The following is a 12,807-nucleotide window of genomic DNA, read 5'->3' as shown; positions in this document are numbered from 1 at the left end:
CGCGGTGATCGCCTTACCGCTGAACGGGTGATGGCCCTATGAACGCCCTGCGCGCGACCCTGGCTTTCCTGCAACGGATCCTGCTGCCCGCCCGGCCCGGTGCGCTCTACGATCGCCAGCTGGTGGTGCTGGGCTTCTCGCTGATGACGGTGGGGCTGGTCATAGTGGCCTCGGCCTCCATCCCGGAAGGGATTGCGCTGGCCAACGACCCCTTCATGTTTGTCAAACGCCACGGCCTCTTCCTGGTGATGGCGCTCGGTATCTCCTGGTTTGTCTTGCAGGTGCCCATGGCCCGCTGGCAGCAATACAACGGCCCCATGCTGCTGCTCGCCATCCTGATGCTGGTGCTGGTGCTGCTGGTGGGACGGAGCGTCAACGGCTCGGTGCGTTGGTTGCCCCTGGGGCCCTTCAACCTGCAACCGGCCGAATTTGGCAAGCTGGCGCTCTTTGTCTATCTGGCGGGCTACCTGGTACGCCGCCAGAACGAGGTGCGCGAGCGGCTCATCGGCTTCATGAAGCCGATGGCGGTGCTCTTCCTGGTGGCCGTGCTGCTGCTGGCCCAGCCGGATCTGGGCTCCGTGGTGGTGATGTTTGTCACCTCGTTGGGGATGCTGTTCCTGGCGGGGGCCCGCATGGGTCAGTTCATCGCCCTCATTCTGGTGGGGGTGAGCGCCGTGGTGACCCTGATCATCGCCGAGCCGTATCGGATGCGGCGGGTGACCTCCTTCCTCGACCCCTGGGCCGACCCCTTCGGCAGTGGCTATCAGCTGACCCAGTCGTTGATGGCGTTTGGCCGCGGCAGCTGGCTTGGGGAAGGGCTCGGCAACTCCATCCAGAAGATGGAGTACCTGCCGGAGGCCCACACCGACTTCGTGTTCGCCATCCTGGGTGAGGAGCTCGGCTATCTCGGGGTGCTCGGCGCCCTCTTCCTGATTTTCGCCCTGGCATACAAGGCGCTCAAGCTGGGTCATCAGGCCCTGGTGGCAGACAAGCTCTATGAGGGATATCTCGCCATCGGGATCGGCATCTGGTTCAGTTTCCAGACCTTCGTCAACGTGGGTGCCGCCAGTGGCATGATGCCGACCAAGGGGTTGACCCTGCCACTGGTCAGCTATGGTGGCTCCAGTCTCATCATCATGACGGTCGCGGTGAGCATGTTGATCCGGATCGATTTCGAATTGCGCCAGGCCAGTGCCCAGGCGCGCGTGCGGGAGGTTGCGTGAGTAGCAAGACGTTGTTGGTGATGGCCGGTGGTACCGGGGGCCATGTGTTCCCCGGCTTGGCGGTGGCTGACAGGCTCAAGGCACAAGGCTGGACCATACATTGGCTCGGCACGGCGGATCGCATGGAAGCCGAGCTGGTGCCGGCCCATGGCTACCCCATCTCCTTCATCGACATTCAGGGGGTGCGTGGCAATGGCATCAAGCGCTTGCTGGTCGCCCCTTACCGCATCGTCAAATCCATACTGCAGGCGCGTCAGGTACTGAGAGAGATCAAACCTGATGTGGTGCTCGGCATGGGGGGCTTCGCCTCGGGTCCAGGTGGCGTGGCGGCCTGGTTGTCCGGTATTCCTCTGCTGCTTCATGAGCAAAATGCCGCTGCCGGCATGACCAACAAGCTGCTGGCGCGCCTCGCCAAGCGAGTGCTGATGGCCTTCCCCGGCGCGTTTGCCCCCAGCAACCGCACCGCAGTGGTCGGTAATCCGGTCCGCCCGGAAGTAGTGGCGCTGCCGGAACCGGCCAGCCGCATCAACACTCAGCCCGCCCCTCTGCACCTGCTCATCATTGGCGGCAGTCTGGGGGCCCGGGTACTGAATGAACAGGTCCCCGCCGCGGTTGCCGCAGCGGGAGTGCCCATCGAGGTGCGCCACCAGACCGGCAAAGGAAACAGGGAGGCCGTGGCCAATGCCTATGCCGCCCTGGGGCAGGATGCGGAGGTGAGCGACTTTATCAAGGAGATGGCCGATGCCTATGCCTGGGCCGATCTCGTGGTGTGTCGCGCGGGGGCCCTGACCGTCTCTGAAGTGGCTGCCGCCGGTGTGGCGGCCATCTTCGTGCCGCTGCCCCATGCGGTGGACGATCACCAGACCCGCAATGCCTTGACCCTGGTCGATGGTGGCGCCGCCGAATTCCTGCCCCAGGCGGAACTGAGCCCCACCACCCTGGCGGCCCGCCTCAGCTGGCTGGCCGGGCGCAGGGAGATCTTGTTGAACATGGCCAAGGCGGCGCGGCGCGTCGCCATTATCGATGCGGCAGAACGGGTTGCCGATGAGTGCAAGCGGCTCGCAACCGGGCAGAGTGAGAAAGCATGCTGATCAGGATTGCACAGGCCAAGCCGTGCAGTCTTACCCCTCAATGTATTGAGGCCGCAGAGCGCGTTGCAGATGAGTGCGCGGGACTGGCGGCAGAGTCAAGAGAGAATTATGAACAAGGTTGAACTGGCAAAACTGCGTACTGTGATCCCCGAAATGCGCCGCGTGCGTCGCATCCACTTTATCGGAATAGGTGGTGCGGGCATGGGCGGCATTGCCGAGGTGCTGGCCAACGAAGGCTATCAGGTCTCAGGCTCTGACTTGGCCAGCAATGCCGTGACGGCGCGGCTTGCCAGCCTGGGGGCGCAGATCTTCGTCGGTCACAGTGCCGAGCATGTGGATGGCGCCAGCGTCGTGGTGGTCTCCACCGCCATCAATACCGACAACCCCGAGCTGCTTGCTGCGCGCGAGCAACGCATCCCCGTAGTGCGCCGCGCCGAGATGCTGGCCGAGCTGATGCGTTTTCGCCATGGCATCGCCGTCGCCGGCACCCACGGCAAGACCACGACTACCAGTCTGGTCGCCAGTATCTATGCCGAGGCGGACCGGGATCCCACCTTCGTCATCGGTGGCCTGCTCAACAGTGCCGGTACCAATGCGCGACTGGGCAGCAGCCGCTATCTGATAGCGGAAGCGGATGAGAGCGATGCCTCTTTCCTGCATCTGCAGCCCATGGTTTCCATCGTGACCAACATCGAAGCGGACCACATGGACACCTATGGCGGTGACTTCTCCAAGTTGAAAGCCACCTTCATCGAATTCCTCCATAACCTGCCTTTTTACGGTTTGGCTGTGGTATGTGTTGACGATCCTGTGGTCCGTGGCATGCTGCCTGAGATAGCGCGTCCGACCCTGACCTACGGCCTGTCCGATGACGCCGATGTGCAGGTGCTGGACTTCGTGCAAACTACCCATCGCAGCAGCTTCCGGGTATGCCGTAAAGATGCCGGTGAGTTGCAAGTGACTCTAAACCTGCCGGGTGTGCACAACGCGCTCAACGCCGCTGCCGCAATCGCGGTCGCGACCGAAGATGGTGTCAGTGATGAGGCCATCATCAATGCCCTGGCCAAGTTTGAGGGAGTAGGGCGTCGCTTCCAGCAATATGGCGAATTCGAGACCGGGCGTGGCAAGGCCATGCTGGTGGATGACTATGGCCATCACCCGAGCGAAGTGAAGGTCACCATCAACGCCGCGCGCGCCGGCTGGCCCGAGAAGCGTCTGGTGATGGTGTTCCAGCCGCACCGCTACAGCCGCACCCGCGATCTCTATGAAGATTTTGCCGACGTGCTCTCCAAGGTGGACGTCTTGGTGATGCTGGAGGTTTACGCCGCCGGTGAAGAGGCGATCCCGGGTGCCGATGGCCGCGCCCTGTGCCGTTCCATTCGCTCCCGTGGCAGCCTGGAGCCGGTTTTTGTCGCCACGCCGGATGATGTGCCGGCCGTGTTGGCGGATCTCATCGGTGAGGGGGATTTGGTGCTGACCCAGGGGGCGGGCAACGTGGGGGCGCTGGCCCGACGTCTCGGTGAGATGAAATTGAGCGTAGAGAGCATGAAATCCGGCGCCTGAGGGCCTAATGAGTATTTTGACCGCCAAGCCGGGGCCTATATAATGGCGCACCCGGCCCGGCCGGCGGTCTGGTCACGTTTTACGGGGATATGACGGGTGGAGGCAAGGGCACAAGGGCGCACCAAGGGCGGCTTCATCATCGGAGTGACGTTTTTCCTCCTGGTGATGGCGGGGCTCTACCAGAGTGCGCTGGACGTAAAGGATTGGCTGACAGATGCCAACCGGTTGCCCATCAGTGCCTTGCTGGTACAGGGGCAACACCAATATATCAAGGCGGAGGAGTTGCGCAGTGCCGTGCTGGATGGCGATGCGCCCCGCAACTTCTTCGAGATGGATGTGAATGCCCTGCAGACACGTCTGACGGCATTGCCCTGGGTCGCCCAGGTGTCGGTACGCAAGAAGTGGCCCGACAAGATCAAGGTCTACCTCACGGAGCAGAAGGTGGCGGCCCGCTGGAATGGCGACCGATTCATCAATGCCAAGGGTGAGCTGTTCAGTGCACCAAATCGGGTGAAGAGCCCCTTGATGCAACTGTCCGGCCCTGATGACCAGGCTGCCAAGGTGCTGGAGAACAGCCACCACTTTGAGGCGCAGCTGGCAGAGCGTGGTTACAAGCTCAGTGCGGTCAATCTGACCCCACGTTATGGCTGGGAACTGACGCTGGATAACAATGTTCAACTGTTTGTGGGGCGCTCGGATATGGCGCTCCGTCTACAGAGATTTATCGATGTCTTCCCGATCATCGAACCCCGTGAGCAAGTGGCTTATGTGGACCTTCGATACGACACCGGGATGGCGGTTGGCTGGAAGAAGAACGAAGAGAAAGCGCATGACCAAAACCGCAGATAGAAATCTGATTGTCGGGCTGGATATCGGCACTACCAAGGTGGCGGTTCTGGTGGGCGAAGTGCTGCCGGACGGTGAACTCAATGTCATCGGTATGGGCAGCCATACCTCTCGCGGCATGGACAAGGGCGGGGTCAACGATCTGGATTCCGTGGTCAAGTCCCTGCGTCGAGCCGTGGAAGAGGCCGAGATGATGGCCGACTGCCAGATTAGCTCCGTCTATCTGGGTCTGTCTGGCAAGCACATTGATTGCCGCAACGAGACCGGCATGGTGCCTATCTCCGACGAGGAGGTGACTCAGGAGGACGTGGACAACGTCATCCACACCGCCAAGTCGGTGCGTCTGTCCGATGAGCTGAGGGTGCTGCACGTGCTGCCCCAGGAGTTTGCCATCGACTACCAGGAGGGCATCAAGAACCCGGTCGGTCTGTCCGGGGTACGGATGGCCGCCAAGGTGCACCTGATCACCTGCCACAACGACATGGCTCGCAACATCGAGAAGTGTGTGGAAAAGGTGGGGTTGAGGGTCGATCAGCTGATCTTCTCCGCCCTGGCCTCCAGCTACGCCGTCTTGACCGAAGACGAGAAAGAGCTGGGCGTCTGCGTGGTCGACATCGGTGGCGGCACCATGGACATGTCGCTGTTTACCGGCGGGGCCCTGCGTCACACCAAGGTGATCCCCTATGCCGGCAGCACTGTCACCAGCGATATCGCCTACGCCTTCGGCACGCCGCCGTTGGACGCCGAAGCGATCAAGGTGCGCTACGGCTGCGCTCTGGGCCGCCTGGTCAGTAAAGAAGACAATATTGAAGTGCCCAGCGTCGGTGGACGCCCGGCCCGCAGTCTGCAACGACAGACCCTGGCCGAGGTGATAGAGCCGCGCTACACCGAGCTGCTCTCCATGATCAATGACGAGCTGGTGAAGGTGCAAAGCGAATTGAAACAGCAGGGGGTCAAGCATCAGCTGGCCGCCGGTTTGGTACTGACCGGTGGTGCGGCCCAGATCGAAGGCATAGTGGAGTGCGCAGAGCAGGTATTCCAGTGTCAGGTCCGGGTCGGGGAACCCATGAATGTGCGCGGATTGAGTGATTACGTGCAGGCGCCAGTCTACTCGACCGCGGTCGGGTTGCTGCAATACGGCCGTACCCATCAATCCACAGGCAGTAGCAACGATTATACCGCCAAGGCAAGTGTCGGTGGGCTGGTCAAACGGGTCAGCAACTGGTTGCGTGGCGAGTTCTAAAAGATTTTGCGTCAGTCAGCAAATAAAGCGGAGAGACAACATGTTTGAATTTATGGATAGCCACACGGACGAAGCTGTCATCAAGGTGATAGGCGTGGGTGGCGGCGGCGGCAACGCAGTCGAGCACATGGTTCGTCAAAACATCGAAGGTGTTGAATTCATCACCATCAACACCGACGCCCAGGCACTGCGTAACTCCAGTGCCAACACCACACTGCAGATCGGCAGTGGTATCACCAAGGGACTGGGTGCCGGAGCCAGCCCGGATGTGGGTCGTGAAGCCGCCCTGGAAGACCGTGAAGCACTGCGTGAGCTGCTGACCGGTTCCGACATGGTATTCATCGCCGCGGGCATGGGCGGTGGTACTGGTACTGGCGCGGCCCCCGTCGTGGCTGAAGTGGCCCGCGAGATGGGCATACTGACCGTCGCCGTGGTGACCAAGCCGTTCTCCTTCGAAGGCAAGAAGCGGATGGGCTTTGCCGCCCACGGCATCGAAGAGCTCTCGAAGAACGTCGACTCCCTGATCACCATCCCCAACGACAAGTTGCTGAAGGTGTTGGGCCGCGGTATCTCCCTGCTGGACGCCTTCAAGGCGGCCAACGACGTGCTGTTGGGCGCGGTACAGGGCATTGCCGAACTGATCACCCGTCCGGGCTTGATCAACGTCGACTTCGCGGATGTGCGTACCGTGATGCGTGAGATGGGTACCGCCATGATGGGTACCGGTTCCGCCTCCGGGGATGACCGTGCCGAAGAAGCTGCCGAGAAAGCCATCTCCAGCCCGCTGCTGGAAGACGTGGATCTGGCCGGTGCCCGTGGCATCCTGGTCAACATCACCGCCGGCATGGACATGACCATCGAAGAGTTCGAAACCGTGGGTAACGCGGTCAAGGCCTTCGCCTCCGAGAATGCCACCGTGGTGGTGGGTACCGTAATCGACCCAGAGATGCAAGACGAGCTGCGGGTGACCGTGGTTGCGACCGGTATCGGTGCCGATCGCAAGAGCGACATCACGCTCGTGAAAAACAACATGGTACAAGAGCGTCCGGCCCGTCAGCCCCTGATCAGCGAAGCCCTGCAGTCTCGCGTGATGGAAGAGGCCCCGGCCAAGGCGGTGAATGCCGAGCCACAAGCTCGTCGTGAGCCTGATTATCTGGATATTCCGGCTTTCCTGCGCAAGCAGGCAGACTAAGCCTCTAACGGGGCTGGTTTGTTTGTTGTTTAAGGAATGTGCTAAGATGGCCCGTCAACGACCATCTGGTCCGGAATTTAGCTGTGGATACGCCCATGATTAGACAAAGAACCTTGAAAACGAGTGTCCAGGCCACTGGTGTGGGCCTGCATTCGGGTCGGAAAGTCACAATGACATTCCGTCCGGCACCTGTGAACACAGGGATCGTTTACTTGCGTACCGATCTGGATCCTGTGGTGGAATTGCCAGCAAATGCTGACCAGGTGCGGGATACCGTACTCTGTACTGCGTTGGTCAACGAAGCTGGTGTGCGTGTTTCCACCATAGAACACCTCTCCGCCGCCTTGGCCGGAATGGGGATCGACAACCTCTATGTCGAGGTTGATGCTCCCGAGATCCCGGTCATGGATGGCAGTGCGCACCCCTTCATCTACCTGCTGCAGGAAGTCGGGATCCGCGAACAGAATGCGCCCAAGCAGTTTGTGCGGATCAAGCAGAGCATCCGGGTTGAGGACGGCGACAAGTGGGCGGAATTCCACCCCTATCGCAACGGCTTCAAGATGGATCTCGAGATCGATTTCCAGCACCCGGTGTTCGAAGGCCGCAATCAGCGTTGTGTACTGGACTTCTCCGGCGCCTCTTTCGTGAAAGAGATCAGCCGTGCCCGTACCTTCGGCTTCATGCGCGACATCGAGTACCTGCGCTCCCAGAACCTGGCCTTGGGCGGAAGCCTGGAGAATGCCGTGGTGCTGGATGACTATCGGGTGCTGAACGAAGATGGTTTGCGCTACGAAGATGAGTTCGTCAAGCACAAGATGCTGGATGCTATCGGTGACCTTTATATGTGTAACCGCAGCATCATCGGCGAATTCCGCGCCTACAAGACGGGTCATGCCTTGAACAACAAACTGCTGCGTGCCTTGCTGGCTCAGCAGGAGGCATGGGAACTGGTGACCTTCGAGGGTGAGGGCGACAAAGCGCCCATCGCTTACTACGATAACGGTTTGGTTCTAGCCTGATAGCTGTGCAACAGGACGTCGGTCATCTCTCCGCACCGACGTCCTGTCATTCTTGTTTACATCCCGATACCGATACTCTCCCGGTTTTATTTTCGTGGTGGCAACTCGCCTCACCCGACCGAGCAGATTGAATTTCTATGAGCATTACCCTGATCCTCAATGGCAAGCAGCGGCGCAAGCTGCACTTCCCCAAACAACGTCTGGCCTGGGTCGGCGGTCTCTTTCTTTCTATTCTGGTACTGGGTTGTGTCCTGTTATGGCAGAGCTGGCATCAGAAAATGGCCGCCCTCGAGCTGGCGCTGATTCAAGCAGAGCAGCAGCAGGCGAGCCAAACTACCGATCAGGCCCGTGAGCAACTCGCCATGCTGGCGGCTCAGGTAGGCACCATGCAGGGCCAGCTGGGCAGGCTCAATGCCCTCGGCGAGCGCCTGACCGAACAAGCCGAGCTCGATCCCGACGAATTCAACTTCAAAGAGCTGCCTCCCATGGGCGGCCCCTCCTATGATGCCGATCTGGAGGTGAACCTGGACGAGCTGCAAAGCTCCATGGCTCACCTCAGCAAACAGCTCAGCAGTCGTGAAGAACAGCTGTCAGTACTTGAATCTTTCATGCTCAATCACCATATCACTGACGCAGGCTTTATTTCCGGCTCGCCGGTCAAGCAGGAGCGGGTCTGGATAAGCTCCGGCTTCGGTGGCCGGGTCGATCCGTTCAACGGCCGGGCCAAGATGCACAAGGGTGTCGATTTTCGCGGCAAGCCGGGCACGCCCATATTGGCAACCGGGCCCGGCATAGTGAGCTGGTCGGGTCGGCATCCTGAATTTGGCAACATGATTGAGATCAATCATGGTAATGGCCTGGTGACTCGCTATGCCCACAACTCCAAGTTGTTGGTGGAGGTGGGCACGCTAGTGGATCAGGGTCAGCAGATAGCCCTGATGGGACGCACCGGTCGCGCGACCGGGGTCCATTTGCATTATGAAGTGTTGAAAGACGGTCGTCAGGTCAACCCCAGTCAATTCCTTACTGCCAGACGGGGTTAGGTTTTTTTCTCTCCAGTTCCAGCGACGGAACCTTATAACCAGAAACAGTTGGTACCCATGATTAGCACACTGCTTACCAAGATTATCGGCAGCCGGAACGACAGAACGCTCAAGGCCCTGCGCAAAATAGTAAAACAGATCAATGCAATGGAGCCTCAGTTCGAGGCGTTGTCTGATGCTGAACTGCAGGCCAAGACGGCCGAATATCGTCAGCGTCTGGATCAGGGCGAGACCCTGGAGCAGCTGCTGCCGGAAGCCTTCGCCACGGTGCGTGAGGCTTCGCGCCGCGTGTTTGGCATGCGCCACTTCGACGTCCAGCTGATCGGCGGCATGGTGCTCAACTCCAACCGCATCGCCGAGATGAAAACCGGTGAAGGTAAGACGCTTACCGCTACCTTGCCGGCGTATCTGAACGCCCTGAGTGGCCACGGCGTGCACGTGGTGACGGTGAACGACTATCTGGCCAGGCGTGATGCCGAGGCGAACCGCCCGCTGTTCACCTTCCTCGGCCTGACCGTGGATTGCAACGTGCCCGGCATGGATGCGTCCCAGAAGCGCGACGCTTACGCCGCCGACATCACCTACGGTACCAACAACGAATTCGGTTTCGACTACCTGCGCGACAACATGGCGTTCTCGCCGGAGCAGCGCGTGCAGCGCCCTCTCAATTATGCCCTGGTGGATGAGGTGGATTCGGTGCTGATCGATGAGGCGCGTACACCGCTCATCATCTCGGGCCCGGCGGAAGATAGCTCCGCCATGTATATCCAGATCAACAAGCTGATCCCGCTGCTGGTCAAACAGGACAAGGAAGACTCCGAAGAGTACACCGGTGACGGTCACTACACGGTCGACGAGAAGAACCGCCAAGCGCTGCTGACCGAGAATGGTCAGATCTTCGTGGAAGAGCTGCTCAAGAAGGAAGGGTTGCTGGCCGAGGATGACTCCCTGTTCTCCGCCACCAACATCAGCCTGCTGCATCACGTCAACGCCGGTCTGCGGGCTCACACCCTGTTTGAGCGCAACGTCGATTACATCGTGCAGAAAGACGAGATCGTCATCGTCGATGAACACACCGGCCGTACCATGCCGGGTCGTCGCTGGTCCGATGGCCTGCATCAGGCGGTCGAAGCGAAGGAAGGGGTCAAGATCCAGAACGAGAACCAGACCCTGGCCTCCATCACCTTCCAGAACTACTTCCGTCTCTATGACAAACTGGCGGGGATGACGGGCACCGCAGATACCGAAGCCTTCGAATTCCAGCAGATCTATGGTCTGGACACCGTGGTCATTCCGACCAACCAGCCGATGGTGCGCAAGGACATGGGCGATCTGGTCTATCTCACTGCGCAAGAAAAATACGGCGCCATCGTCGAAGATATCCGTGGTTGCGTCTCCCGCGGCCAGCCGGTGTTGGTGGGTACCGTCTCCATCGAGAACTCCGAGCTGCTGTCCGGCATCCTGACCAAGGAGAACATTCCGCACAAGGTGCTGAATGCCAAGTTCCACGCCATGGAGGCGGAGATCGTCGCTCAGGCCGGCCAACTCGGCGCCGTCACCATCGCCACCAACATGGCCGGTCGTGGTACTGACATCGTGCTGGGGGGCAACTGGCAGGCCGAGATTGCCGCGCTGGAGAACCCGACCACCGAACAGATCAGCGACATCAAGGCCGCCTGGCAGATCCGTCACGATGAAGTGCTGGCCGCCGGTGGCTTGCACATCATCGGTACCGAGCGCCATGAATCCCGCCGGATCGACAACCAGCTGCGCGGCCGTTCCGGTCGTCAGGGGGATCCGGGTTCGTCCCGCTTCTATCTCTCCATGGAAGACCAGCTGATGCGTATCTTCGCCTCTGACCGCGTCACCGGCATGATGAAGAAGCTGGGCATGGAAGAGGGCGAGGCCATCGAGCACCCATGGGTGACCAAGGCCATCGAGAATGCCCAGCGCAAGGTGGAGGGTCGCAACTTCGACATCCGCAAGAACTTGCTCGAGTTTGATGACGTGGCCAACGACCAGCGCAAGGTGGTCTACGAGCAGCGCAACGAGCTGCTGGAGACCAACGACATCTCCGAGACCATCCACATCATCCGTGATGACGTCTATGGCGCCGTGATTGACGAATACATTCCGCCCCAGTCTCTGGAAGAGATGTGGGACGTGCCCGGCCTGGAGGCCCGTTTGGCCGCCGATTTTGGCCTGGTCCTGCCCATTCAGCAGTGGCTGAGTGACGACGACAAGCTCTACGAAGAGAAGCTGCGCGAGCGCATTCTGGACGAAGCGAACCAACTCTATGCCCGCAAGGAGGAGCTGGTCGGTGTCGATGTGCTGCGCAACTTCGAGAAGGCCGTGATGCTGCAGACCCTGGATGGTCTGTGGAAGGAGCATCTGGCCGCCATGGATCACCTGCGTCAGGGCATTCATCTGCGCGGTTATGCCCAGAAGAACCCCAAGCAGGAGTACAAGCGCGAATCCTTCGACTTGTTCACCCAGATGCTGGAGACCCTCAAGCGTGACGTGGTCAGCATACTGAGCCGGGTTCAGGTACAGGAGCGGGATGTCGAGGTGATGGAAGAGCAGCAGCGCCAGCAGGCGGAAGCGACTCCCCGTACTTACACCCATGCTACCGCCGATAACCAGCTGGCCGACGAAGAGACCCAGGCCGACACGGCACCGGTTACCTTCGTGCGGGACGAGCAGAAGGTGGGCCGCAACGATCCTTGCCCCTGCGGCTCCGGCAAGAAGTACAAGCATTGCCACGGCCAGTTGACCTGAGTCGTCAATCAGTCATAAGGAGGCGGGCCCAGTGCCCGCCTTCATTTTGTTAAGGGCCCGAGTGGTCAGCCATGAGGTGAAGCGAGTGGAACAGAAGAAGCGGATTTGGGTGGCGGTTGGCGTCATCGAGAACGAGCGGGGTGACATCTTCATCGCCAAACGCTCCTCAGACCGTCACCAGGGCGATCGTTGGGAGTTCCCCGGTGGCAAGGTTGAGGCGGGGGAAGATCTGCTGGCAGCCCTGGACAGGGAGCTGTGGGAGGAGATCGGCATCCGGGTCGAGGATTGCGCCCCCTTCATGGAGTTGCATCATGACTATCCCGAGAAACAGGTATTGCTGGATATCTGGAAGGTGACGCAGTTCAGTGGTGAACCCTTTGGCAAGGAGGGCCAGGAGTGTCTGTGGGTACCCCTGGCCGAGCTGGATAACTACCAGTTCCCGGATGCCAATGGCCCCATAGTCGCGCGGCTACAGGGTTTGGTCGCTAAAAGCTGACAACGAATGCGGTAGCGAAACGTTGATAACAAAAAAGGGCCATTGTGGCCCTTTTTTGTTATGGAGGGGGAGGGCTCAGCGCCACTCCTCTCCGGCATCGGGATCTGGCAGCAGATCCGGATTGAGCTCTCCCGGGATCCGCTTCTCTTCATCGGCCCACTCGCCAAGATCGATCAGCTGGCAGCGCTTGCTGCAGAAGGGGCGAAACGGGCTCTGCGGCCCCCATTCCACGGGGGTTTGGCAATTGGGGCAGTTGACCTTGGTGACCATGAGTTCCTCCACAGGCAAGAGATGAATGACGCAGGATGGGAGC

The 12,807-nt window shown here is 60.1% G+C and carries 11 protein-coding genes; 10 read left to right on the top strand and 1 reads right to left on the bottom strand.

Going from position 1 to position 12,807, the window contains the following annotated elements:
* The first annotated feature begins 38 nt into the window (after positions 1-38).
* The 10 genes from ftsW (at position 39) to mutT (ending at position 12,494) form a co-directional block, all read left to right on the top strand.
* A complete protein-coding gene (gene ftsW / locus BN1130_RS10100; protein ID WP_042041809.1) occupies positions 39-1,223 on the top strand; it encodes a cell division protein FtsW in 1,185 nt (394 codons plus the stop codon).
* Positions 1,220-2,314, top strand: a complete 1,095-nt coding sequence (gene murG, locus BN1130_RS10095) for an undecaprenyldiphospho-muramoylpentapeptide beta-N-acetylglucosaminyltransferase (RefSeq protein WP_269745808.1) — start codon at positions 1,220-1,222, stop codon at positions 2,312-2,314. The genes ftsW and murG overlap by 4 nt, the downstream gene beginning before the upstream one ends.
* 108 nt (positions 2,315-2,422) lie before the next feature.
* Positions 2,423-3,877, top strand: a complete 1,455-nt coding sequence (murC, locus tag BN1130_RS10090; protein ID WP_042041808.1) for a UDP-N-acetylmuramate--L-alanine ligase — start codon at positions 2,423-2,425, stop codon at positions 3,875-3,877.
* 96 nt (positions 3,878-3,973) lie between these two features.
* Positions 3,974-4,726, top strand: coding sequence for a cell division protein FtsQ/DivIB (locus BN1130_RS10085; RefSeq protein WP_042041807.1), 753 nt, complete (start codon positions 3,974-3,976; stop codon positions 4,724-4,726).
* On the top strand, positions 4,707-5,966 hold the full coding sequence (ftsA, locus tag BN1130_RS10080; protein ID WP_042041806.1) for a cell division protein FtsA: 1,260 nt from the start codon (positions 4,707-4,709) through the stop codon (positions 5,964-5,966). The genes BN1130_RS10085 and ftsA overlap by 20 nt, the downstream gene beginning before the upstream one ends.
* Positions 5,967-6,006: 40 nt before the next feature.
* The gene (gene ftsZ / locus BN1130_RS10075; RefSeq protein ID WP_005891146.1) at positions 6,007-7,158 is read left to right on the top strand and encodes a cell division protein FtsZ; all 1,152 of its coding nucleotides are present in this window, start codon (positions 6,007-6,009) and stop codon (positions 7,156-7,158) included.
* 95 nt (positions 7,159-7,253) lie between these two features.
* Positions 7,254-8,177 (top strand): UDP-3-O-acyl-N-acetylglucosamine deacetylase, encoded by a 924-nt coding sequence (gene lpxC / locus BN1130_RS10070; RefSeq protein WP_042041805.1) that lies wholly within the window; start codon positions 7,254-7,256, stop codon positions 8,175-8,177.
* Positions 8,178-8,314: 137 nt separating this feature from the next.
* Positions 8,315-9,220: a M23 family metallopeptidase gene (locus tag BN1130_RS10065; protein WP_042041802.1), complete on the top strand. Its 906-nt coding sequence runs from the start codon at positions 8,315-8,317 to the stop codon at positions 9,218-9,220.
* A gap of 57 nt (positions 9,221-9,277) precedes the next feature.
* Positions 9,278-11,998, top strand: a complete 2,721-nt coding sequence (gene secA, locus BN1130_RS10060) for a preprotein translocase subunit SecA (RefSeq protein ID WP_042041800.1) — start codon at positions 9,278-9,280, stop codon at positions 11,996-11,998.
* An 85-nt stretch (positions 11,999-12,083) separates the two neighbouring features.
* Complete coding sequence (mutT, locus tag BN1130_RS10055; protein WP_042041952.1) at positions 12,084-12,494, top strand: 8-oxo-dGTP diphosphatase MutT; 411 nt, start codon at positions 12,084-12,086, stop codon at positions 12,492-12,494.
* A 75-nt stretch (positions 12,495-12,569) separates the two neighbouring features.
* Here the strand turns inward: mutT and yacG are convergent, their stop codons facing one another.
* Complete coding sequence (yacG, locus tag BN1130_RS10050; RefSeq protein WP_042041799.1) at positions 12,570-12,764, bottom strand: DNA gyrase inhibitor YacG; 195 nt, start codon at positions 12,762-12,764, stop codon at positions 12,570-12,572.
* Positions 12,765-12,807: the final 43 nt, after the last annotated feature.

Origin of the sequence: Aeromonas rivuli (assembly GCF_000820045.1) — a bacterium.
GTDB classification, from domain to species: domain Bacteria; phylum Pseudomonadota; class Gammaproteobacteria; order Enterobacterales; family Aeromonadaceae; genus Aeromonas; species Aeromonas rivuli.
Note: the sequence above shows the minus strand (reverse complement) of the source record. Positions and strands in the feature narration are given on the sequence as shown.